Below are 22,182 nucleotides of genomic sequence, written 5' to 3'. Positions count from 1 at the left end.
CCCCACCTGCGAGAATTGCTAGCCTGTGGGCTATTAGCTGTCGAATATCCGGCGAGAGAAGAAGGTGAATGTCGACTGTTCCCGCCCGCGAGCAGAGAGACGGACTCCAACCCACTCATGACCACTTCCTGGATCACCCGCCCCGAAACCGACGCCGACCTCGACCAGATCCGTGAGGTCAACCTCGCCGCCTTCCCCACCCCTCAGGAGGCCGACATCGTCGAGGCGCTGCGCGCCGACCCGGCGGCGTGGATTCCCGGCCTGTCCTGGGTCAGCGAGGCGCCCGGCGACGCCATCACCGGGTACGCGCTGCTCACCCGCTGCCACGTCGACGACACCCCGGCGCTCACCCTGGGCCCGTGCGCCGTCAGGCCCGAACAGCAGCGGCGCGGCGCCGGTTCGGCCGCCATCCACGCCGCCCTCGACGCCGCCCGGCAGCAGGGCGAGAACCTCGTGCTGGTGATCGGCCACTCGCAGTACTACCCCCGCTTCGGCTTCGTCCCGGCCTCCCGCCACGGCATCCGGCCGCCCTTCGACGTCGAGGACAAGTACATGATGGCGCTCCCCCTCGACCCCGCCCGGCCCGTGCCGTCCGGCACCATCCGCTACCCGGCGGCGTTCGGGGTCTGATCCCCGCCGGCCTGGGCGGCGGGCAGCCCGGCCAGGCGCCGGACGGCGGCGAGCCCGTCCGGCGTGCCGGGCCAGTGGCGCTCCAGCGCCTGCGGCCCGGCGCCGCGCACGACCGAGCGCAGCACAAGCGCGACCACGATGGCGTCGTCGGCGTAACCGAGCACGGGAATGAAGTCCGGCACCAGGTCGATCGGCAGCGCCAGGTAAGCCACCAGCAGCCACAGCCGGACGCGGACCCGCCGAGGCAGGGCGGCGTCACGGGCCAGGCGGGAGATGAGCCGCAACAGGTCCGGCAGCAGGCGTATCGCCTCGGTGAGCAGATTGCCCCGAGGCCGGGCGACCGCCAGCGCGACCAGGGCGAGCAGCCACAGCAGAGCCGTCCCACCCACCACCGCCCCGACCACGACCCAGCCGTCCACCGGTCATGCCCTCCCCCGCGTAGGCCGCAATCCGCCCGAACTCTACCTTCCGCTCGGCGGCGAGCTCAGCCCGGCCGAGGTCGATACCGCGGTGACCGTGACAATCGCATGGTCGAGCGCACCAGACTCGCTGCGGGAGCCGGGCCGGCGAATCGCTCGCTTAAGTAATCGAAGGCGACTTTAGAGAATTTCTCGCATGTCGCGTGGCGTGATGAAGAGCTGTTCCCGCATTCGGGCAGTAGAGTGCCAACATCGACGTTCAGTAGTCGATCAATTACCAAGTGATGCGATTGCGGACAGGGTCGATATAGCTTCCAAAAGCAGCGGAAGGGGAGTTTTCTCCCCTCGTACGAAAGGGGGACCATATGTCATCCCAGCTGCCCCTTCTGAGCGCCGCACTGGTCATTCTCGCCGTTCTCTGGCTCACCTATTACGCGATCCGGCGGCTCTCCGACGTCGCGCCGACGACGATCGCCGCCGTCATCACCGCGCTGGCCGCACTGCTCACCGCCACCGCGCACCTTCTCGGTCTGCTTCCCGCGTAGCACCCGCTTCGGCCGTAGCACCCGCTTCGGTCCTAGCGCCTGCTTCGGTCGTAGCGCCTGCTTCGGTCGCGGCGCCGGCGTAGCGGCGGGCCAGGCGCGCAAAGGCGTCTCTGAGCTCGGCCGGGCCGACGACCTCAAGGTCGGCGTCGAACCTGCCGAAGGCGGCGGCCAGGCCGGACCACGACCACGAGCCGAGCGTGAGCCGGCACCGGTCCGGCCCGAGCTCCTCGACGACTCCGTCGCGGGTGTAGTGGGACACGGCGGCGGCCGGCAGGCCGAGGATCACCTCACCACGGCAGGGCCAGTCGCCGGAGTCCCCGGCGCCGCGGAACCTGCCGGCCACGAACGCGGCCACGTCACCTCCGGGGACCTCGCGCGGGGTGAAGCGCGGCCCCGCGGGGGTGCGCGGGTTGATCCGATCGACGCGGAAGGTGCGCCAGTCCTCGCGGTCGAGGTCCCAGGCGACGAGGTACCAGAGCCCGCCCCAGGTGACGAGGTGATGGGGCTGCGCCCGGCGCGGCCCCAGTCCCTCGACCGCCGGCGGGGACACGGGCGTGTAGTCGAAGCGCAGCACCTCACGAGCATGTACGGCGGCGCTCAGGGTCATCAGCACCTCGCTGTCGGCCTGCGGGCCCGGCCGGAACGTGGGCCGCTCGACGGCGGTCACCCGGAGTGTGTCGATCCGGTGGCGCAGCCGGGCGGGCATGACCTGCCGGACGGTGTTCAGCGCGCGCGCCGCGGCCTCCTCGATGCCGGCGCCGGCGGTGGTGGCGATCTGGAGCGCGATGGCCAGGGCGACGGCCTGCTCGTCGTCGAACAGCAACGGCGGCAACTCCGTGCCCGCGTCGAGCCGATAGCCGCCGTCGGGCCCCTTGAAGGCCACGATGGGATAGCCGAGCTCGCGCAGCCGGTCCACATCACGGCGCACGGTACGCGGGCTGATGTCCAGCCGCTCGGCCAGCAGCGCCCCCGGCCAGTCCCGGCGCGCCTGAAGCAACGAGAGCAACGCCAGCAGGCGCGCGGAAGTCTTCGGCATGTCTCCCATAGTGCCTCAGAGAAGCGGCCACACCCTGTCCTCTTCCCCTGCGACTGTTGTCTCGCGCCGGACCACGGCGTACCGAATGACAGTCGACCATCAGGAGCCCGCCATGACCGTCAAGTCCGTGACTCATCTGAACTTCCGGGGCGACGCCCGCGCGGCGCTGGAGTTCTACCGGTCCGTGTTCGGCGGTGACCTGGCCGTCGTCACCTACAAGGATGCCGGGAACGTGCAGGACCCCGCCGAGGCGGACCAGGTGATGTGGGGGCAGGTCGTCACCGACGACGGCTTCCACGTGATGGCCTACGACGTGCCCGCGCGGCTGCCGTACGACCAGGGTGAGAACTCCTTCTTCCTCTCCGTGCGCGGCGAGACCGCGCAGGAGATCACCGCGTACTGGGAGAAGCTCTCCGCCGGAGCCACCGTCGTGCAGCCGCTGGCGCCCGCGCAGTGGGCCTCTCTTTACGGGATGCTCAAGGACCGCTTCGGCGTCGTCTGGGTCATGGACGTCGTGAGCGAGTACACCGGGTGAGCATCACGCGAAGCACACCGAATCACCACATATAGAGGGGAAAGGCCAGAATGAGGATGCGGCGATCGGACGGCGTGACCGGATGACCGTACTCGACGACCGGGCGCTCAACCGCGCGACGCTCGCCCGGCAGCTGCTGCTCGACCACGCCGGCCTGCCGGTCCTGGACGCGGTCGCGCACCTGTGCGGCCTGCAGGCGCAGGAACCGCAGGAACCGTTCGTCGGGCTCTGGTCGCGGTTGCGCGCGTTCGACCCGGCGACCCTGTCCGGCCTCCTGGTCGGGCGGAGCGTGGTGCGCACCCACCTCATGCGCCGTACCGTCCACCTCCTCACCGCCGAGGACGTCCTCGCTTGGCGGTCCCGCCACGACGCCATGCTGCGCCAGCGGGTCCTCGGCGTCTACCGCCACGAACTCGCCGACGTGGATCTCGACGAGCTCGCCGCCGCGGGCCGAGCGCTGCTGGCCGACGGCGAGCCGCGCTCGATGAGCGAGGTCGCGCGGGCGCTGGCCGGGCGCTGGCCCGCCCCGGGACCGCGGGCGCTGGGCGAGATGGTGATCGCCGCCCTCGTCCCGGTGGTGCAACTCCCCCCGCGCGGCCTGTGGCGGGCGAAAGCGGGAGTACGCAACCTCCCGCTCTCCTCCTGGCTGGGGCGCGAGATCGACCCGCCGGCCCCGGACGGCTCCGATCCGGTCGGCGAAACGCTGGTACGGCGCTACCTGGCCGCGTTCGGCCCCGCGACCTCGGCGGACCTGCGCGCCTGGTGCGGCCTCACCGGGCTCCCGGCCGCCGTGGCCGCGATCCGGGACGAACTGGTCACCTTCCGCGACGAGCGCGGCCGGGAGCTGCTCGACCTCCCAGAAGCGCCACGCCCCGACCCCGACACCCCCGCCCCGGTACGGTTCCTGCCGGCGTTCGACAACGCTCTCCTCGGCTACCACGACCGCAGCCGGATCGTCGACCAAGCCCACCGCGGCCTGTCGGTCGCCGGCGCGCGCGTCGTCCTGGTCGACGGCCGCGTCGCCGCCACCTGGACCGTCGAAACCGGCACCGTGAGCGTCACCCCGCTGCGCCACCTCTCCCCGGCCGACCGCGCCGCCGTGGCCCAGCAGGGGCGGGCGCTGGCGTCGTTCCTCTCCGACGACGACAGCCACCGCGTACGGATCGCCGCGTCCCCCTGAACCCCTTCGAGCCCGGGACGTTCCGGCCCTGAACCCCTTCGAGCCCGGGACGTTCCGGCCCTGAACCCCTTCGAGCCCGGGACGTTCAGGTCCTGAAGCCCTTCGGGTCCGGGACGTTCAGGTCGCGGACGACAGCATCCCGTCCATGGTCAGTTTCACCAGCCGGTCGGCCTGCTCGGCGGGCATGTGCTCGCGGGTCCACGCGGCGGCGTTCATCAGCGCGTGGACGTCGGCGCTGGTCACGTCCTGGCGGAGCGCGCCGGCCGCCCGCGCCCTGGCGATCAGCCGATCGCTGATGTCGGCCATGCGCAGGCAGGAGGCATGCAGCTCGGAGCCCTCATCGTCCAGGCCCGCGGCCAGGATCGCGGCCAGCCCCTGGTACGCGGCGGCATGCTCGACCACCGCGTGCACCCACTGGGTGAGCGCGGCTGCCGCCGTGGAGCCGGACTGCAACTCCTCCCCGCGGGCGAACAGGGCCTGGTTGCGGTCACGCAGCAGCGCGCCGACGAGAGCACGACGGTGCGGAAAGTGACCGTACAGCGTGCCGATCGCGACTCCGGCCCGCCGCGCGACTCCCTCCAGCGAGGCGTCCGTCCCCTCCTGGCGGAAGGCCGCGTCGGCCTCCGCCAGCAGCCGTTCGTAGTTGCGCCGCGCGTCGGCGCGCGGCGCACGTCGCCGGGGCTCGCTCATCCTCTCCCCTTACTTAAACTGAGGCATCCTCGATATAGTCTTTTCCGAGGCACCCTCAGCTTAGTGCCGCCGCAGCCATGAGGAGACATCACATGATCTTGGTAACCGGGGCCACCGGCTCCATCGGCACCCATCTGGTACGCCGGCTCCGCCAGGACGGCGCGGCCTTCCGCGCCCTGGTCCGCGACGAGGCCAAGGGCCGGGCGCTGGGCTGCGACTTCGCCGTCGGGGACTTCGAGGACCCCGGCTCGATCGCCGCAGCGCTCGACGGCGTGGACCGGCTGTTCCTGAACAGTGCCGGCGCCCTGCCGGTGGACGGTGCGCAGCCGATGATCCGGCAGCAGAAGACCGCGATCGACGCGGCACACCGGGCGGGCGTCACGCACGTGGTGAAGGTGTCGGTCTGGCACGCCCGGCAGGGGGCGAAGCTCTCCCAGGGCGCGCACTGGGAGATCGAGGAGCACCTGAAGGCCTCCGGCCTGTCCTGGTCGCTGCTGCAGCCCGCCGGCTACATGCAGAACTTCCTCGGCGCCGGCGCGTTCACCCCCGACGGGCACCTGATCAGCTCCTACGCGGACAGCCCCGTCGCCTACATCGACTGCCACGACATCGCCGCCTGCGCGGCCGCCCTGCTGACCAGGCCGCACGGCGAGAACGAGACCTTCATCCTCACCGGCCCCCACGCCCTCACCGACGCCGACCTCGCCGGACAGATCTCGGCCGCGCTGCGCCGGACCGTGACCTGCGTGGAGACGCCGCCCGACGCGTTGGCCACGGCCTTGAAGTTGCAAGGGCTGCCGCCCTGGTTCGCCGACGACCTCGCCGTACTCGTCAAGGAGGTGGCCGCCGGCTCTCAGGCCACGACCACGACGGCGGTCCACGACCTCACCCGCCGCCCGCCGCGCACGTTCGAGGACTTCCTGACCGCCCACCTGCCCGCCCTGCGAGCACTCACGGCTTCCTCGGCTCCGGCTTGAGCCGGCCTCAGGGAAGCACCCCCTTGAGAGCCGCCTCAAGGATGTCCACGCCGGCGTGCAGATCGTCGTCGCTGATCGTCAGCGGCGGGGCGATCCTGAAGATACCCCCCATCCCGGGCAACTGGACGATGTTCATGTGCAGCCCCCGTTCAAGACAGGCCGAGGTGACCGCGGCGCCCAGCTCGTCGGCGGGCGCCTTGCTCTCCTTGTCCCGCACCAGCTCGATGCCCTGGAGCAGGCCACGGCCACGAACGTCACCGACGACCTCGTACCCGTCGCGAAGAGCCAGCAGCCGGCCGTTGAGCTGCTCGCCGAGCTCCGCCGCACGCTCGACGAGGTTCTCACGCTCGATGACGTCGAGCACCGTCACCGCGACCGCGGCCGCCAGCGGATCGGAGACATGCGTGGTGTAGAAGAGGAACCCCCGGTCGTGACAGACCTGCTCGATCTGCGCGGTCGTGATGACGGCCGCCACAGGCAGCCCGGCCCCCAAGGTCTTCGACAACGTGAGAATGTCCGGAGTGACCCCGTCCCGCTCGAACGCGTACATCTCCCCCGTACGCCCGAGACCGGTCTGCGCCTCGTCGAGGATGAGCAGCATCCCCCGCTCGTCACACATCTCCTTGAGGCGACGCAGATAACCCAGCGGCGGCTCGATGATCCCGCCCGAGGACAGGATGGGCTCGATGAGGCACGCGGCGAGGCTCCCCGCCGACTGCTGGTCGACCAGCGCGAAACCGTACGCGAGCTCGGCCTCCCAGTCGTACGACCCATCGGCGGACCGGAACGGCGAACGGTAGGCGTTCGGCGCGGGCAGCGCGAGGTTCCCCGGCGTCGGCGGACCATAACCGCGCCGCCCGGCCGAGAAGGTCGCGGACGCCGCCCCCTGGGTCATGCCATGCCACGAGCGGTCGAAGGAGACGATCTCATAGCGGCCCGTCGCGAGCTTCGCCATCTTGATCGCGGCCTCGTTCGCCTCCGCCCCCGTGGTGAGCAGCAACATCTTGCCCAGCGGGGCGGGCAGCGTCGCGGTGAGCCGGTCGGCGAGCTCCAGCACCGGAGCACTGAGCATGCCGCTGTAGAGATGGTCCAGCGACGCCACCGCGGCCGAGACCGTCGCCACGATGTCCGGATGCGCATGGCCGAGGATGGCGCTCATCTGCCCCGAGGTGAAGTCGAGAATCGCCCGGCCCTGGCGATCGAAGACATGCGCACCGGAGGCACGTTCGATGACCCGCGGGGTGAAGCCGGTCCCATAGCGGATCAGGAGACGGTCCGCCTCATCCCAGAACGCCGTATCCCCAGATGTCGTGTCCATCGCCAACCCCTCTGATCGCGCTCAAGTACCGGATCCCATCTTCAATCGCCGCAACAGAGGTAACAAGCGAACAAACGCGACACCCTTCGGCACGACCTGCGGTAGGCAGGAGTCATGACGTACGAGATTCATCCGATCGGGGTCGTCGAGTCGCCTCTGACGGATCGCGCGAGCGCGCCGAAGCAGGGCGTGGAGGGTGCTCCCAGCACGTGGCTGACGTTCGATCCCGCGATGGCCGAGGGGATCCGTGATCTTACGGTCGGCGATGAGGTGTTCGTCCTCACGTGGCTGCACCTCGCCGACCGATCCGTCGTGGCCGTGCATCCGCGCGATGACCCGCGAAACCCGCTGACCGGTGTCTTCAGCACCCGCTCCGCCGACCGGCCCAATCCCGTCGGCCTGCACCGCGTCCGGGTGCTCGCGATCGACGGCCTCCGGGTGCGGGTCGCCGACCTCGAAGCCGTCGACGGCACCCCGATCGTCGACGTGAAACCGGTCCTGGACGCGACCCGCTGAGGCGGCGCGATCGTCGCCGCCCCAGCGGGTCGGCGCCCAGGGTCAGTCGTCGGCGCAGATCGCGTAGGCGTACACGCGCCAGGTGGATGACCAGCCGTTGTCGTCCTCGAACGCGGTCACCGTGTACCTGTCGCTCTCGTTGGTGAGGTCCTCCAGGATGACCTGGCCCAGACCGCCCTCGATCATGCCGCCACCACCTGTGATCTTCTGACCGTCCGGGCATCTGGCGTTGACGGTGTTCACATAGTCGGACTGGAACGCGCCGATCCTCTCGACGATCTGCAGGCCCGGCAGGGGGTCGGCGCAGATCGCGTAGGCCGTCACGCTCCAGGAGGTCGCGAACCCGGTGTCGTCCTCCCGCGCCACGGCGGCGACGCTCCCGGAGAACACTCTGAAGTCGTCGATGCCCACCTGACCGAAACCGTCGTTGATCTTGTAGCCGGCGCCCAGGAGCTTCCTGGCGCCGGTGCAGCGCGCCGAGATGCTGGGATTGGCAGGGTCCGAGGCGGGCGTGCTGGTCGCCGGGACGATCTCCAGGCCGGGAAGCGGATCCGCGCAGATCGCCGAGGCGTGCAGACTCCAGGTGTTCGAGGTGCCGTCCTCGTCCACCGCGGCCGCGACGTAGAGGTAGTAGATGCCCTGCGAGTTGACCCCGGGCCGCATCTCCGTGATCCGCACATCGCCTCCGCCGCCGGCGACCCACGCGCCCGTGCCGATGATCTGCTGTCCGGGATCACAGGAGGCCGTCACGGCCTTGTTCGCGACGCTGGGCGCTGTGGAGGCATCGACGACATCCCTGTTCGGGATGTCGGCCGCCGCCGGAGTGGCCGACAATGTCGCTGTCAGCATCGAGGCGGCGAAGAACCCCACCGCCATGAGAATTTTTCCTGCCGAGATGTCTGGCATGCCAAGCCCCATCTGCTGGACACCCTGGCCGCACCACGGGACAGGCGTGTATCCAGCACGATGCTTTCCCCGCGTACATCACGCCGCGCCCTTTGACACACTCGGCGCTGACAGCAGGGGCATCGGGCCATCGTCGCTGTTGGCTTACCGATTGATCGGCGAATTTCTCAGATCCGCCGCCCTTTACATTGTAGATTCATCAGGTACGTCACGACGCGCGCCGGGCGGCGCAGTCTCACCGCTGCCCGGCGCACCACAGGAGTACGCCCTCGCCAAGCCTTCACCTGTGCCCTAGTGGGCGGCCTCGTACTTCTCCACCACCGTGGAAGCGATCCGGCCTCGCTCGCTCACCGGCAGGCCCTGAGTCCTGGCCCACTGCCGGATCTCGGCGGACTTCTCCCGGCTCATGGCACGAGCGGAGCCGATGGCCCCGCGCCGGCCTCGGCCGGCTCGCTCACTCCGGACCGCGCGAGCTTTGTTGATGAAGGGCGACAGCGCCTTGCGCAAGGCTTCCTCGTTCTTCTCCCCCAAGTCGATCTCATACGCGACGCCGTCGAGACCGAACTTGACGATGTTCTCCGACTCCATCGCGCTTCCATCGACGTCGTCAATGAAAATCTCTTGAATCCGCTTAGCCATGTTCCGAACTCCATGCTCGATAGGATTTTTTGGCTACTGTAGCGCTCTTCAGTAGAACAGGCGCCACCCAGAACCTTAGTGCCCGTCAAACAAGCGGGCGAACTGCCGCTGAAGCGTGAAGTCGCCCACCCCCGCACCTGCATAGCAGGGGGGCCGTATGGCCGAACTGTGTTAGCGCATCGGTGGGACAAGCCGCCCGGAAGCCGTTAACTCCATACACCCACGCGCACTCGTGGCGTATCACACCAGGCGCTGACCAGCACCGGCAAGCCAAACACCGGCTCGGCGACGCGTACGGGCGTTGTCGCCAGTACGGTGCCGCGGTCAGCGCGGACAGGCCACCACCGAAACGGTCCCGCGCCCGGCCGGGCAAAGGCTCCTCACGGAGTCGTCGTGCAGACGATATCCCATCGGCAGATCATCACGATGGGGACCGCGCTATAGAAGTTGAATTCAAACGATTCGCCACGGCCCGCACGTTGTTCCGTACGCCAGGGACACCAATCGGCGTACCGGCAGGGGGTTCCGGCTCCATCCCCCGGCGCCGGAGCCGTGGAAAAGGCAGTTCTCGCCGGAGCCGGGGGCGACGCCGCGGCTTTCACGATCTCGGACGTGGTCGACGGAAAAGGAACGTCCGCGACCGGGACAGCCGGCGGCCCTCTATGAGACCGGCGCTTCCGGCCTGGACCCCAGCCTGGAACGTGAGAAATGCACGGCTGCCGAGCCCACAGGATCCTTGATCGACTTCGGGACGTCGGCTGGCTAATCTGGGGCCTTTCCCTGCCAAGCCCTCAGGAAGTGGCCCGTGCCCCGTCGTCACCGCTTCGGTATTCCCGCCCTGCTCATCACGGGTTTGTACGTCGGCGCGCTGGCGGTCACCGCCGTGATCGCGCTGACCACCGGCGACCTCGGCGGGTTGTGGCGGTTGACCCTGTTCACAGGGGCGGCCCAGGGCGTCGCGGTGACCTGGCCGAACACGCTCATCCTGGTCGTGGCCGGCCTGCCGTGCGCCTGGGCGCTGTGGCAGAGTCTGCGCGGACCGCTGACGGGACCGGCACCCGAGCTGGACCGGGATACGCGGCGGCTGCGGATGGGGCTGTACGCCGCGGCGGCGTCCTGGGCGTGCTACGCCCTGGCACCCTCCTGGCCCTGGTGGGCGGTGGCGCTGGACGCCGCGCTGATGTGGGTCGTCGTGGTGCTGTTCCAGCCCGTTCTGGGCAGCCAACTGGAGCACGCGGATCACGCGCGGGCCGCCGGCGTGGTGGCCTACGGAGGCGCCGCCGCCATCGAGGTGATCGACGTCCTCAACTGGCCGTTGCCCGACTGGCTGCCCGTGATCTGCGGCCTGGCGGGCCTGATCTGGATGGTGCTCGTCCTGCGAGCACAGCGGCGGAGCGGCCGCTGGCAGCAGGCCACGGTCAGGTACGGCGTCGCCGCCTTGGTGGCTCCGGTGCTGCTCACGGTGGTGAGCCTGCCGCTCGCCACGGACACGAACGTCTACGGCGACGTCGCGTCGGCGGCCCAGGTCCTGATGGTGATCTGGCTGGCCCGCTCCGCCCACGACCTCGCCGATCCCAGCGCCGAACCGGTCCCGTCCGCGTCCTCACCCGTCGGCGCGGAGCCTCCCCCGGCTCAGTGATGACCGCCGGTGGGCCACGGCCCGTCTCGTCGCCGTCGCGTAGGAGCGGAGCATCTCCAGGAACAACCCGATCACGACCATGCCCAGGACTCCGTGGTGCCACTGCCAGCCCACACCGAGGCCGACGAACCCGTCCACGATCATGATCCCCGCGCCGCCGCCGACGGCCAGCAGCATCCCGGCCAGCACGAGGAGCATCAACGTTCTCGGCACCCTGCGTCCCAAGGCGGTGACCGTGGCGATGGCGACGCACGCGCCCAGCACGCCGGACGCGGTCGCCAACCACTGCGCGGTGGCCGGGTCCAGGAAATAGCCCGCCGCCTCGGCGGCCGACACGGGCGGGCCGCCCGGGAACCCGAGCCGGGCCTGCAGCGCGAAGGCTGCCTTCCCCGCGGCGTACCCGAGGAACAACACGGCCACCGCGTACGCCGGCCACCTGCGCGGACGATCTGAATCAACCATGACTGTGACCGTAGAAGCCGCACACCGGACATCCCTCCCCCCAGCGAGCCAGACGCCTCCCCTGCAGGGGTGAACTCCCCAAGACCCTGCGCCTGCTGTCCATCCTGGACCCGATCGACGACACCTACCGGCGCAAGCTCAACAAGCGGCTCACCGTGCAGGAGTCGCGGCACCGGCCGGCCCGCACGATCTGCCATGGCGGCAACGGGCAGATCCGGAAGGCATCCCGTGAAGGGCAAGAAGATCAACTAGCGGCTCTTGGTCTTGTCGAAGGCCTGCGCAGGCTTGGCGAGATCCCCGGCCTGCCCCATGGCGGGGGTGGAGGGGACCATCGGCGCGCGCGAGCGGCAGCGCCTCCGTGCGGCGGAGATACGGCTGCCGGACCGGCAGGAGGCCAAACGCCGAGCCGCGCTCGGCCGCCGGGCCGATGCCCGGCTGGCCAGGGAGCTGGCGGCGGTGCGGGCGCGGGGGTACGCGCTGACGTACGAGGAGATGACGGCCGGCTCGTGCCCGGCCGCCGCTCCGGTCGTCGTGGCCGGGCGGCCCGTCGCTGCGCTGGGCATCGTGCTGCCCGCGCGGCGGGCGAGCTGCCCCGCCTGGTGGAGCCCCTGCGCGCCGCCGCGGCCGGCATCGCCGAGGCCTACGAGAGGTAGGCCCCGGCTCCCTGGGACGCTATCCCGCCGGCTCGACGACGGTGACCACGTGATTGGTGCTCGTTCCCTTGACGGTCGAGCTCCCGACCAGCGTGACGGTGTAGGTGTGCTTCCCGGCCGTGGCCGGCGTGTCGGTGAAGGCGAACGTCCCGTCGGTGGCGGCGGCCAGTTTCTGACCCTTGGTGGTGACGGTGCCGTCCGGCGCGACGGCCCTGCGGCTGACGGTGACCGTCGTGCGCGGGTAGACGACGCCCTCGGCGGCAAAGGTGCCGCTGAACTCCAGCAGCTCGCCGACGGCGCCCGTCGCGGGCCCGGTCACGGTGAGCGCCGGTTCGTACCTGGCCACCGTGACGGTCGCCGTCGCGTAGTCCCCGTCATACCAGGAGTTGCCCGGCCAGGACAGGCGATACCTGAACGCCCCGATGCCCGGTGGGGTGTCGGTGAACGCGTAGGTCCCGTCCGCCGCTGTGGTGACCTCCCGGAAGGGCCGGTCGGTGCCGTCGGGGAGCCAGCTGTACAGGTGCAGCGTCTGCACGCCGGGGGTCGCCCCGGTGCTGAGCGTGAGCCGTCCGCTGATGGTCAGCGGCTTGAGCGCGTTCGCCTCGGCGGGCGCCGTCAGGGTCAGGGCCGAGGAGTGGTACGGCGCGGACGGCAGCCGCCAGAGGTGCATGCGCCCGGTGCCGGGCTCCTTCAGCACCGCGAAGGTGTAGATGCCGTAGAAGCCGATGCTGCCCGGCACCAGCGCCTTTCCCTGGTGGCCGGCCGTGTAGATCACCTCTCTCGTGGTCGCGTCGTAGACCACGAGCTCCGCCGCGTCACCCGCGGCGGAGTTCCAGCCGCCCACGACGTAGGAGCCGTTCTCGCTGGCCGCGACGGTGGCGGCCAGTTCGTGCCCGGCCGGCCCCTTCTCGTCGTAGGCGTGGGCCCGGTCGAAGGTCGTGGTGTCCCAGGCGTCGAAGCGGTGGGCGCCGGACGGCACCGGCAGCACCGCCGACCCTTGGTAGGCGAGGGCCAGGTCCTCCAGGGGCGGCAGCCCGTCCGCGTCGCCGAGGATCTCGCCGAGCGGGTTGCCCGGGTCGCGGTTGACGTCGTACAGCCTGACGGTGGCGGGGCTGGCTCCCGGCTCCGACACGGCGAGGAAGGCGCCGGCGACCGCGACCAGCGGAGGCCGGGTCGTGGCCGGCCCGACCTTGACCAGGATGGGGGTGGCCCGCACATCGACCGCGACGACCCCTCCCTCACCCGCCCCGCCGCAGCCGTATCCGATCCACAGCCGGTTGTGGGCCTGCGCCAGCGTGGACGGGCACGGATACGCGGACAGATCGATGCGCCGGGTGACGGCGACCGTGGCGGTGTCGATCTCGATCACCTCATGCGTGCCGCTCAGCGTCGCGTACACCTTCCTGGCGCCGTCCGGCGCGGACAGGGCGGTGACTCCGGACAGGCCGCCGATCGTGGTGACGGCCTCGCCGTCGAGGTGCGTGACCACGATCCGGTCGTCGGCGGCGACGAAGACCTTGCCGTGGCCGGCCACCAGGTCCCCGCCCTTGCCCGCGACCCCGAGGTCGGCGACGAGATCGGCGGCCGCGGCGGCGGGGGCTGGGGCGGCGAGCAGGCTCGCCGCCAGGAGCAGGGACCCGGCCAAGGCGACTAATCGGCCGATGCGTTCAGAGGCTGATGGACGCACATGCACTCCGTTCCGAAAGACGATCTTCTTTCTTCGAACGTATATTCGCATGTTGCGGCATCGCCGTGAAGGGCTAGTCGCCGAGTTTCTGGATGCGGTCCTTGAACAGGGTGATGGCGATGGCCGCCTTGTGCGGCTGGCCCTTGAGGAAAGCCTGCGCGAAGCTCTTGGCCTGGTCGTAGGAGACCTTGCCGGGCATGGGCGGCTCGTTCGGGTCGACGTCCACGTCCACCAGCGCCGGGCCGTCGTGGGTCAGCGCCTGCGCGATCGCCCCGACCGCGTCGCCGGACTCGGTGACCTTGGCCCCGCAGCCGCCGCACGACCTGGCCCAGGCGGAGAAGTCGGCCTCATCACCAGCGAGCGTTACCTCCCCATGCTCGAAGAACTTCGGGCGGCCGAGAACTTCCCCCCTGCAGGAGTTCCCGTGGGCGACCCATGGGAGGTCCGCGTGCCGACGACGCTGGTCCACCTGCGTGCCGACAACACGCTGCCGAAGTGGGAAAAGAAGCAGGATGGCATTTGGGCCGAGGTCACCGCTGCCGACGTCCCTACCCCCGGGGTCATTGCTGATGATTCCGAAGACCAACCAAGCCAACGGCGGCCGGGTGGACCGTACGAAGCTGGCCTACCTGGCGCTGGAGGGCGGAGGTGGCAAGGGAGCCACCTTCTTAGGCGCCATCCAGGCGCTGGAAACGATGAAGATCCTGCCGATCGACATCGAAGAATCCAGGGACGAGCCAGATCGCCGGGATCAGCGGCTCGTCGGCGGGCGCTATTACCGCACTACTACTCGGCATGGGGATGACGGCGCAGCAACTCAAGGCTGTGCTCTCCCGATCGTCGACCTTCGCGGGCTTTTTCGACGGACCGGCACCGGGCCAGTACCGACTCGTCAACAGCAGAGGCGAATCGGCGGTGGGAGGCAAACCCAGGATCGACCGCCCCAGCACGGCACGAAGGGCTTTGACCATGGCAGCTCCGCTGCCCATGCTTGCTCTCGGTGCCGCTGCCTCGGCGCTGCTCGACGCCTTGCTTGGAACGTTGGACTCTCCCATGGCTGAGCAGGTACGCCGGGCCCCGCAGGCATATCTCAACAACCTGCTGCTGGATCGGGGCCTGTTCCCCGGGTTCGCTGCCCGGACGTTCTTCCAATCGATGATGTCGCGGCATCTGGGACGCCGCTTGCTCGCCGCAGCGGGTCGCTATCCCGCCAGGGTCCAACCTCCCGAACAGATCGGGTTCGCCACCTTCTATGAACTCACCGGTGTGGATCTGGTGATCACGGGGGTGAGCTACTTCAACCCGGGCCTGCACTGATCCGCGATCAAAGTGACGCTGGGCTTTCCCGTGGCATCTGATTGCTGGAAGTCGTCGTAGTCGCGACGCAACCGCCGTTGGCCTGTTATAACGAGCCGTCTATATCCGACACTATTGTTCTGTGCGGTTGAGACAATATGCCGAATAGCGATGCGAAATCGCGCCATCGAGCGATCTAAGTCACACGCGGGCCGGTCGGGCGGGTCTTCAGAAAACGATCGTTCGTGACTCTTGTGGCTGTTCAGGCGTGTTTTCGGTGGATGACCAGAACAGCAGGTGGCACCGCGAACGTGGTCATGGGGGGGAAGGTTGGGGAGTTCCTGTCGTGGTGCTGGCTGCAGGGATGGGTGCCGCCGATGCTGGTCGACGCCCTGTCCCGGCCGGAGTATCTGTGGTTTCCGCTTTCAGGGTTCAATGCGGGTGAGGACGGCCAGAACCGGACGATGATGGCCCGCACGATCAAGTTCCGGGGTCGCTTCAGGGGCGAGGCGCAGCGGGTGTGGGAGGGTACGACTGGTCGCGGGTGAGGAGCGCACCGAGGGCGGCGGCGAGGAGGGGAAGGCCGGCGGCGACGGCCACGATCGCAGGCCAGGGGGTCTCGAAGGGCACCCGTACCGGTTCCTCCCACGTGGTGCGCACCGTCAGGGGCCACAGCAGCAACATCCCGGCGGGACATCCGGCGATCGCGCCAAGGGCTGTTCCGTACAGGGCGCTCAGACCCGCGCGGAGGGCGCAGAACCATCGGAAGGCCGTGGCTGATCCGTTGCCGGCCCGCCTCAGGACCCGGGCCTGGCGCGCGTTCGCGGCCTTGCCGAAGCCGGCGGCCAGCGCGCACGCGAGGGCGATGAGGAACGCCGCCGCGACGACGGGCAGCCACCCGGTCGAAGCCTCGAAGCCCCGCTCGATGTATGTTTCCGCGACCGCGTCGTCCAGCCGGTCGTCGAGACGTTCTTGCTCTTGCACCGTGACCCGGCGGACAGTGGGGTCCACGATCAGTTCGTCCGGTTGGAGCTGGTAGCCGAGGTCCCGGACGATCTTCGAGGGGACGAAGATCGTCTCCATGTGCGGGTCGGCGGTCCTGGCGGTGACCGCCCGGACGGTCCTGGTGGTCGTTGTCTCGTCGTTCTCGTGGATCTCGTAGGAGAGCTGGACCGAGTCGACCTTCACGTCGGCTGACGTGATCACCACGGCCATGCTCTCGTCGTACGGTGTCGACTGATCGCCCGTGAGGTACCGCAGCAGCTTCTCGTCACCGATGGCCTGGTCCCAGTAGACGGCCTCCTCCGGTATCTCGACGTTCTCCGCCCTCGCACGGAAGTACCAGGATTCGGCCGAAGGGCGCTCGCTCTGGGCGATCGGCACCCCGGGCAATTCCCGCTCGATCGCCGCTTGTACGGTGCCCGCATCGGCCGCCGAGAAAGGCTGCTGCGCGAACAAGGCGCTCGACCGGATCAACAAGCTGCCCGGCCGGGCCCGGGGAGTGTATTCGGCCCTGCTCTGCGTCGTTTCGCCGACCGAGATGACCGTCAGCGCGATGCCGAAGGCCGTCGCCATCATCGCCAGCGTGATCGCGAGCACCGCGCGACCACGACGGTGGGCCAGGTCGCGGGCCGCCAGGCGGAAGGGCAGCGGCAGCCGTTCCGCGTACGTACCGGGGAGCTGCAGCAGCCACGAAGGCAGCGGGCCGAGACCGGCGACAACCAGACCCGCACCTATGAGGGAGATCAGCAGCATCCCGATGGATTCGATGGCGCCGTAGCGCGAATCCTCACGCCCCAGCCAGGCGCCGAGCCCCATCAATAAGACGCCGGCGAACGACACCAACAGTCCCACGACGACGAATCGCAAGCGCATGAACTTGTGGCGGTTGGGCGGGGCAGAGAGCACCGCGGCAGGGATGGCCCAGGCCGCGGGAAGGCCCGCGAACAGGACGAAAAACACGGCCATGAATGCGTACCGTGCAAGATCGAAAGGCATGGCGGAATAGTAGTGAGCCGCACCGGCGACGCATACGCGCCGTGAACGCAGGGAGGCGGCCCAAGGCGATCAGCCGGTCCCCTGCTCCGCTGTTCCCCGAGGCCGGGCCTCCCGGGCTCGCGGCTCGCGGCTCGCGGCGGTGACCGTATGACGGTGGTCGGGTGGCGGGTCAGGCGGTCGGCGCGCGTCGCCGTACCAGCGGCAGGTACACCTCGTCGACGATCTCGATGAGGACGTCGTCGGAGGTGGTCGGGGCTCCGCGCATGACGAACTCGTTGCGCAGCAGGACGATGGCCACGGTGGCGACCCGTGGATGGAGGGCTTCGGGCGAGGCTTCACCGCGTGCGACCGCGCGCCCCAGGATGGTCAGCCAGGGAGCGGCCACGGCGTCGCCGGACTGCTCTCGCAGCTGCGCCAGGGCTTGCGACGCGCCGCCGGCGGCGGACAGCAGCTCGCGCAGGATCGCGCCGAGAGGTGAGCTCCAGTGCCGGTTCGCCTGGCGCAGCAGCTCCAGGACGTCGCCACGCAGGTCGCCGGTGTCGGGCGGCGGGACCGTCGTGGCCAGTTGGCGGTAGGCGGCGATGCCGAGCGCGAGGCGGTTCGGCCAGCGGCGGTAGATGGCGTTCTTGTTGGTGCCGGCACGGGCGGCGACCTTGTCCATGGTCAACCCCGCGTATCCGGACGCGGTGAGTTCGGCCACCGCGGCATGCAGGATCGCCTCCTCCAGCGCGGCCCCACGCCGCCGCGTCCCTCCGGCACCCATCGGATCCCCTCCCCTTACCGGTACTGATCGTACCCTCCCGCGCCGCCTTGTCAGGGCCGTGCTCATAAGCTTAAGGTACGTCCAGTACCCTCAGAGGAAGGCATGAGATGCGAGCCAAAGGCATCAGCTACGACACCGGCTTCGTCCACAAGGGAGTGCTCGGCCGCGGGGACTTAGACCCGGAGGTCGTCAGGCGCGAGCTCCGCATCATCCGCGATGACCTGCACTGCACCGCGGTGCGCGTCATGGGAGGCAACCCGGAACGGATTGAGCTCGCCGCGGCGCACGCCGCCGACCTGGGCCTGGAGGTCTGGTTCTCCCCCTACCCGCTGGAGCTGTCCCCGGAGGAGACGCTGTCGCTGTTCGCCGACTGCGCCGCCCGCGCGGAGCGGCTCAGGGTCCGGGGAGCCGAGGTCGTGTTCGTCACCGGCGCCGAGCTCAGCCTGATGAACAAGGGCTTCCTGCCCGGCGACAGCATCGACGAGCGCGTCGCGTTCCTGCTCCGGCCGGAGCACCTGCGCGAGCAGCTCGGCGAGGTCAGCACCCGCGTCAACGACTTCCTCGGCCGGGCCGTGACACTCGTCCGCGAGCACTTCGGCGGCAAGGTGACGTACGCCTCCGTACCTCTTGAGCGCGTCGACTGGGCGCCCTTCGACATCGTGTCCGTAGATCTCTACCGGTCGGCCGAGATCGCCGACCGGTTCGCCGAAGGCATCCGCGGCCTCGTCGCGCAGGGCAAGCCGGTCGCGATCACCGAGTTCGGCTCGGCCGGCTACCAGGGCGCCGGCGAGAGGGGCGCGCACGGTCTGGAGATCGTGGAGTACGACAAGGACACGCGCGAACCCGTCCGGCTGAACGGTGTGTACCGCCGCGACGAGGCCGGCCAGGCCGCCTATCTGCGCGAACTGCTGGCCGCCTTCGAGGCCGGCGGCGTCGACAGCGCCTTCGTCTTCACCTTCGCCCTGTACGACCACGTCCACCGCCCCGACGGCGACCCCCGCGAGGACCTGGACCTGGCCAGCTACGGCATCGTCAAGGTCTACGAGGACCGTCTCGGCGTCACCTACCCCGGCCTGCCCTGGGAACCCAAGGCCGCCTTCACCGCCCTGGCCGACCACTACCGCCCGGAGGCCGGCTCACCCACCGACCTTCAGCCGGCCGTACGCCACATCGGATAGCCAGGCGCGCCTGTCCTTCATGACGTGGCGGAGCCGACATCGCTGACGTCATGGAATCCGGCTCTGCGGTTGAGGCCGCCGGTGATCCCGGCGACCGTGCCCCGTGGCAGCAGGCGCGAGGCCCAGGTCGCGGCACGGTTGCAGGCGCGACCTGGATAGGAGACGGACCGGCCGCGTGCGAAGTCGTCGAGCGTGTTCGCCGCGACGCTCGCCGGGGTGTCCGCCTTCGGGTCCATGGACGCGGTCGTCCCGCTGAAGAACCCGGTGTCGGTGGCCCCGGGATGCGCTGCCATCACCCGCAGGCCGGTCCCCCGGAGCTCCTCGGTGAGCGCCTCGGTGAACGAGAGCACGAACGCTTTGGTCGCGGCGTAACTCGCTTGGTACGGCATGGGCTGGAAGGCGGCCGTGGAAGCGACGTTGATGATGCCGCCGCGACCGCGTTCGAGCATGCCGGCGCCCACCAGGTGGACCAGGCCCATCAGGGCGGCGACGTTCACCTCGACCGACTGGAGATTGGGTTCGAGAGGGCGGCTCAGGAAGGGGCCGACCGCTCCCAGCCCGGCATTGTTGACCAGGAGGTCCACCTCCAGGCCGAGACGTTTGAGCTCGTCGACCACCGCCTGCGGGGAACGCCGGTCCGAGAGGTCTGCGGCGATCACGTGCACGCTGACGTGGTGCGCGGCTTGGATCCGCTCGGCGAGAGCGTGAAGCGCGCCGGCGGAGCGGGCGACGAGGACGAGGTTCGCACCTCGGCGGGCGAGCTCATGCGCATACGCCTCGCCCAGTCCTTTCGAGGCGCCGGTGACCAGGGCCGTGGTGTTCGAGTAGTCATGCATGAGCGATCGCTTCCTGTCAGATGCGGAAGTTACTTCGAGACTCGAATTAACGTAACACTTCGAGTCTCGAAGTACAAAAGCTAGGATGGGGTCATGACCCGGAGCATCCTTGAAGCAGTGGTGGTCGCGAGCCATGAGCTGTCCATGCTGACCGGCGACCGGATCGCGGCCGTACTGGCTGAGCAGGGTCTGACCCCCGCGACCGCTCAGGCCCTCTGGTTGATCGATCCCGATGAGGCGCCGCCGTCGATGAAGACGATGGCCCATCGGTTGTTCTGCAACGCGCCCAACCTCAGCTTCATCACGAACCAGCTCGTCGAGCGGGAGTTCGTCGAGCGGTCCGTCGACCCTGCCGACCGCCGTTCACGCGTGCTGACCCTCACGGAGAGCGGACGGCGCGCGCGGGCCACCGTGATCGCGGCGACGCTGGCCCTGACCCCGTTCGCTCGGCTGAGCCCCGAGGACCTGCGTGAGCTGATGAAGCTCCTGCGGAAGACGCTCGAGCCCGCCGACCAGGAAACCGGCGGCCCGGCGGCGGCAACAGGCGAAATCCAGGGCTGACACCGGCTGCGGCCCCGCCCGTCCGCCGCCCAGAGCTCGACGGCCGACCCGGCCGACGTCCAGAACTCGACGGGCTGGTCGGCCGTCGCTCAGAGCTCGATGGACTGGCCGTGGCGGAAGACGTTGCGGGGGTCCCAGCGCCGCTTGGCGCGTTGCAGCCGGGGGTAGTTGCCACCGTAATAGAGGGTCGACCAGGGCACTCCGGAGGTGTTCCAGGCGGGGTCGCTCAGGTCGAGGTCCGGATAGTTGATGTAACACCCGTCGGTGGTGTCGTCGGGGACGGGCGCTCCGCCGGGATACATGCTCCGGTACAGGGTGCGGATCCACCGCAGATGGTCGGCGCCGTCCTGGTCCTGCGGCCAGTAGATCTGGTGCTGCAGCTTCATGATGGAGTCGCGCTGCGCCATCGCGGTCTCCTCCGGCCGCAGCCGGTTGACGGCGGAGCCATAGGAGTCGATCTGCACCACCGCCTCACGGGGAGTCTCCCGATCTTCGGTCAGCCCCTTCCACAGTGCGCTGACCTGCTCCGCGGGCAGCGGCCTGCGCATGTAGGCGGACTTGTACTTGCCGCATTTGTCGTTGGGTTTCGGGGCGCCCATGACCCTGCTGATGACCGTCCAGGGCAGCGCCGGGAGCCTGCGGATCCGGCTCTCCCCGGTGATGAGGCCCACCTGCTCGCCGAACGCCTCGCCGATGGCGAAGGCCGCGTGCTCGCCGAGCACCTCGGTCAGCGGGTGCAGCTCTCGCCCGACATCCCGGTTGATCTCCCGCTCGAAGTCGACGATCAGGTCGCGGGCGTGCGGGACATCGGCATCGATCTGGGCGATCAGGCCGATCTCGGGCCGGCTCGCGTGGGTCAGCAGGAGGATGGCGAACAGGTCGGCGTACTCGTCGTCAGGGCCGCCCCGGTGCCGGTCGAAGAAGGCGCCGAAGTTGCCGACGATGCGCCGGAACCGGTCCTCGTCCACCTCCGCCCACTTCCAGCCCCCGGTGGCGAGCAGCACGCTCTTCGGCGCCTGGGGAAGATCGCGGAACCACATCCGGGTGACGATGCCGAAGTTGCCTCCGCCGCCCCCCGTGTGCGCCCACCACAGGTCCCTGAGGTCGGGATCGGCGTCGTCCCTGGTGGCGGTGACCAGCTCCACCCCACCGGCCTCGTCGACGACGGCCACCTCCACGGCGTACAGATAGTCGACGGTGAGGCCGTACTGCCGCGACAGCAGGCCGAAACCGCCGCCGGCCACGTGGCCGCCGAGCCCGACCGTGGCGCACGAGCCACCGGGCAGCGCCTTGCCGGTCGCCTGGTAGAGCTTCTTGTACAGCTGCCCGATGGTGGCGCCGGCCTCCATGCAGACGGCGTCCATGGCACCGTCGGCGTAGACGCCGTCCATCAGCGACATGTCGATGATCACCCGTACGTCGGGAGAGCAGACGAAGTCCTCGTAGCAGTGACCGCCGGAGCGGACCGTGATGCGCGACCGGTGCGGGGGCGCGGGTTCGTGAACCGCCTCCCGCAGCGCGTGCCTGACCTCCTCACCGGTGCGCGGAAGCCGGATGTAGTCGGGCCGGGCGGCCAGCCACCGGGAGTTGAACCCGCGCCGGAGCGGCTCGTAGCGGGGGTCGTCGGGCTCGATCTTGGTCCCGGAGTGACGTGCCATCGTCGAGCCTTTCGAAGTACGGCCTCCTCGGCGGCCGGCGTGGAGCTAGCCTGACCGTCA

General features: G+C 69.6%; 25 protein-coding genes and 1 pseudogene. 12 read left to right on the top strand and 14 right to left on the bottom strand.

Annotation, left to right across the window (positions count from 1 at the left end; all coding sequences use genetic code 11):
• Positions 1-117 precede the first annotated feature (117 nt).
• Positions 118-630 (top strand): GNAT family N-acetyltransferase, encoded by a 513-nt coding sequence (locus OHA68_RS35550; RefSeq protein WP_327104147.1) that lies wholly within the window; start codon positions 118-120, stop codon positions 628-630.
• Here OHA68_RS35550 and OHA68_RS35545 read toward each other — a convergent pair.
• Positions 606-1,049, bottom strand: a complete 444-nt coding sequence (locus OHA68_RS35545) for a YkvA family protein (RefSeq protein ID WP_327104146.1) — start codon at positions 1,047-1,049, stop codon at positions 606-608. The genes OHA68_RS35550 and OHA68_RS35545 overlap by 25 nt on opposite strands.
• Positions 1,050-1,414: 365 nt before the next feature.
• Between OHA68_RS35545 and OHA68_RS35540 the strand changes: the two genes are divergently transcribed.
• Positions 1,415-1,594 carry a hypothetical protein gene (locus OHA68_RS35540; RefSeq protein ID WP_189143138.1) on the top strand — a complete coding sequence of 60 codons (180 nt, stop codon included), beginning with the start codon at positions 1,415-1,417 and terminating at the stop codon, positions 1,592-1,594.
• Here OHA68_RS35540 and OHA68_RS35535 read toward each other — a convergent pair.
• Positions 1,554-2,630, bottom strand: a complete 1,077-nt coding sequence (locus OHA68_RS35535; RefSeq protein WP_327104145.1) for a helix-turn-helix transcriptional regulator — start codon at positions 2,628-2,630, stop codon at positions 1,554-1,556. The two genes, OHA68_RS35540 and OHA68_RS35535, sit on opposite strands and share 41 nt — an antisense overlap.
• A gap of 112 nt (positions 2,631-2,742) precedes the next feature.
• Here OHA68_RS35535 and OHA68_RS35530 point away from each other — a divergent pair, with 112 nt between their 5' ends.
• Positions 2,743-3,165 (top strand): VOC family protein, encoded by a 423-nt coding sequence (locus tag OHA68_RS35530; RefSeq protein ID WP_327104144.1) that lies wholly within the window; start codon positions 2,743-2,745, stop codon positions 3,163-3,165.
• A gap of 82 nt (positions 3,166-3,247) precedes the next feature.
• Positions 3,248-4,345 carry a winged helix DNA-binding domain-containing protein gene (locus OHA68_RS35525; protein WP_327104143.1) on the top strand — a complete coding sequence of 366 codons (1,098 nt, stop codon included), beginning with the start codon at positions 3,248-3,250 and terminating at the stop codon, positions 4,343-4,345.
• A 117-nt stretch (positions 4,346-4,462) separates the two neighbouring features.
• Here the strand turns inward: OHA68_RS35525 and OHA68_RS35520 are convergent, their stop codons facing one another.
• Complete coding sequence (locus OHA68_RS35520; protein ID WP_189143142.1) at positions 4,463-5,035, bottom strand: TetR/AcrR family transcriptional regulator; 573 nt, start codon at positions 5,033-5,035, stop codon at positions 4,463-4,465.
• Positions 5,036-5,127: 92 nt separating this feature from the next.
• Between OHA68_RS35520 and OHA68_RS35515 the strand changes: the two genes are divergently transcribed.
• Positions 5,128-6,012: an SDR family oxidoreductase gene (locus OHA68_RS35515; protein WP_327104142.1), complete on the top strand. Its 885-nt coding sequence runs from the start codon at positions 5,128-5,130 to the stop codon at positions 6,010-6,012.
• Positions 6,013-6,019: 7 nt separating this feature from the next.
• On the opposite strand, the gene OHA68_RS35510 is transcribed toward OHA68_RS35515, so the two are convergent.
• The gene (locus tag OHA68_RS35510) at positions 6,020-7,330 is read right to left on the bottom strand and encodes an aspartate aminotransferase family protein (protein ID WP_327104141.1); all 1,311 of its coding nucleotides are present in this window, start codon (positions 7,328-7,330) and stop codon (positions 6,020-6,022) included.
• A gap of 114 nt (positions 7,331-7,444) precedes the next feature.
• Here OHA68_RS35510 and tsaA point away from each other — a divergent pair, with 114 nt between their 5' ends.
• Positions 7,445-7,846 carry a tRNA (N6-threonylcarbamoyladenosine(37)-N6)-methyltransferase TrmO gene (gene tsaA, locus OHA68_RS35505; protein WP_327104140.1) on the top strand — a complete coding sequence of 134 codons (402 nt, stop codon included), beginning with the start codon at positions 7,445-7,447 and terminating at the stop codon, positions 7,844-7,846.
• 42 nt (positions 7,847-7,888) lie between these two features.
• Here tsaA and OHA68_RS35500 read toward each other — a convergent pair whose 3' ends face one another.
• Entirely contained in the window at positions 7,889-8,752 is an 864-nt protein-coding gene (locus OHA68_RS35500; protein ID WP_327104139.1) for a hypothetical protein, read from the bottom strand.
• 291 nt (positions 8,753-9,043) lie between these two features.
• Positions 9,044-9,391 (bottom strand): histone-like nucleoid-structuring protein Lsr2, encoded by a 348-nt coding sequence (locus OHA68_RS35495; protein ID WP_189143147.1) that lies wholly within the window; start codon positions 9,389-9,391, stop codon positions 9,044-9,046.
• A gap of 805 nt (positions 9,392-10,196) precedes the next feature.
• Here OHA68_RS35495 and OHA68_RS35490 point away from each other — a divergent pair.
• Positions 10,197-11,030, top strand: a complete 834-nt coding sequence (locus OHA68_RS35490; protein WP_327104138.1) for a hypothetical protein — start codon at positions 10,197-10,199, stop codon at positions 11,028-11,030.
• Here the strand turns inward: OHA68_RS35490 and OHA68_RS35485 are convergent.
• Positions 10,995-11,492, bottom strand: a complete 498-nt coding sequence (locus tag OHA68_RS35485; protein ID WP_327104137.1) for a hypothetical protein — start codon at positions 11,490-11,492, stop codon at positions 10,995-10,997. The two genes, OHA68_RS35490 and OHA68_RS35485, sit on opposite strands and share 36 nt — an antisense overlap.
• An 86-nt stretch (positions 11,493-11,578) precedes the next feature.
• Between OHA68_RS35485 and OHA68_RS45445 the strand changes: the two are divergent.
• Positions 11,579-11,701, top strand: a pseudogene (locus OHA68_RS45445) (hypothetical protein); the annotation flags it as partial.
• 39 nt (positions 11,702-11,740) lie between these two features.
• Here OHA68_RS45445 and OHA68_RS45440 read toward each other — a convergent pair.
• Positions 11,741-12,055 (bottom strand): hypothetical protein, encoded by a 315-nt coding sequence (locus OHA68_RS45440; protein ID WP_407674378.1) that lies wholly within the window; start codon positions 12,053-12,055, stop codon positions 11,741-11,743.
• On the opposite strand from OHA68_RS45440, the gene OHA68_RS45435 reads away from it, so the two are divergent.
• On the top strand, positions 11,949-13,799 hold the full coding sequence (locus OHA68_RS45435; RefSeq protein ID WP_407674523.1) for a hypothetical protein: 1,851 nt from the start codon (positions 11,949-11,951) through the stop codon (positions 13,797-13,799). The genes OHA68_RS45440 and OHA68_RS45435 overlap by 107 nt on opposite strands.
• 106 nt (positions 13,800-13,905) lie before the next feature.
• On the opposite strand, the gene OHA68_RS35465 is transcribed toward OHA68_RS45435, so the two are convergent.
• Positions 13,906-14,301, bottom strand: coding sequence for a thiamine pyrophosphate-dependent enzyme (locus OHA68_RS35465; RefSeq protein WP_327104135.1), 396 nt, complete (start codon positions 14,299-14,301; stop codon positions 13,906-13,908).
• 199 nt (positions 14,302-14,500) lie between these two features.
• A complete protein-coding gene (locus tag OHA68_RS35460; RefSeq protein ID WP_327104134.1) occupies positions 14,501-14,803 on the bottom strand; it encodes a hypothetical protein in 303 nt (100 codons plus the stop codon).
• Here OHA68_RS35460 and OHA68_RS35455 point away from each other — a divergent pair.
• Positions 14,802-15,149, top strand: coding sequence for a hypothetical protein (locus tag OHA68_RS35455; RefSeq protein ID WP_327104133.1), 348 nt, complete (start codon positions 14,802-14,804; stop codon positions 15,147-15,149). The genes OHA68_RS35460 and OHA68_RS35455 overlap by 2 nt on opposite strands.
• A gap of 477 nt (positions 15,150-15,626) precedes the next feature.
• Here OHA68_RS35455 and OHA68_RS35450 read toward each other — a convergent pair whose 3' ends face one another.
• Positions 15,627-17,096 (bottom strand): hypothetical protein, encoded by a 1,470-nt coding sequence (locus OHA68_RS35450; RefSeq protein WP_327104132.1) that lies wholly within the window; start codon positions 17,094-17,096, stop codon positions 15,627-15,629.
• A 199-nt stretch (positions 17,097-17,295) separates the two neighbouring features.
• A complete protein-coding gene (locus OHA68_RS35445) occupies positions 17,296-17,889 on the bottom strand; it encodes a TetR/AcrR family transcriptional regulator (protein ID WP_327104131.1) in 594 nt (197 codons plus the stop codon).
• Positions 17,890-17,996: 107 nt separating this feature from the next.
• Between OHA68_RS35445 and OHA68_RS35440 the strand changes: the two genes are divergently transcribed.
• The gene (locus tag OHA68_RS35440; protein ID WP_327104130.1) at positions 17,997-19,067 is read left to right on the top strand and encodes a hypothetical protein; all 1,071 of its coding nucleotides are present in this window, start codon (positions 17,997-17,999) and stop codon (positions 19,065-19,067) included.
• Between the two features lie 17 nt (positions 19,068-19,084).
• On the opposite strand, the gene OHA68_RS35435 is transcribed toward OHA68_RS35440, so the two are convergent.
• Positions 19,085-19,903 carry an SDR family NAD(P)-dependent oxidoreductase gene (locus tag OHA68_RS35435; RefSeq protein WP_327104129.1) on the bottom strand — a complete coding sequence of 273 codons (819 nt, stop codon included), beginning with the start codon at positions 19,901-19,903 and terminating at the stop codon, positions 19,085-19,087.
• A gap of 93 nt (positions 19,904-19,996) precedes the next feature.
• Here OHA68_RS35435 and OHA68_RS35430 point away from each other — a divergent pair, with 93 nt between their 5' ends.
• The gene (locus OHA68_RS35430; RefSeq protein ID WP_327104128.1) at positions 19,997-20,464 is read left to right on the top strand and encodes a MarR family winged helix-turn-helix transcriptional regulator; all 468 of its coding nucleotides are present in this window, start codon (positions 19,997-19,999) and stop codon (positions 20,462-20,464) included.
• A gap of 89 nt (positions 20,465-20,553) precedes the next feature.
• Here the strand turns inward: OHA68_RS35430 and OHA68_RS35425 are convergent, their stop codons facing one another.
• Positions 20,554-22,122, bottom strand: a complete 1,569-nt coding sequence (locus OHA68_RS35425) for an FAD-binding oxidoreductase (protein WP_327104127.1) — start codon at positions 22,120-22,122, stop codon at positions 20,554-20,556.
• Between the last annotated feature and the right edge of the window lie 60 nt (positions 22,123-22,182).

The sequence above is a fragment of the Nonomuraea glycinis genome, assembly GCF_035920485.1.
GTDB classification, from domain to species: Bacteria; Actinomycetota; Actinomycetes; order Streptosporangiales; family Streptosporangiaceae; genus Nonomuraea; species Nonomuraea glycinis.
Note: the sequence above shows the minus strand (reverse complement) of the source record. Positions and strands in the feature narration are given on the sequence as shown.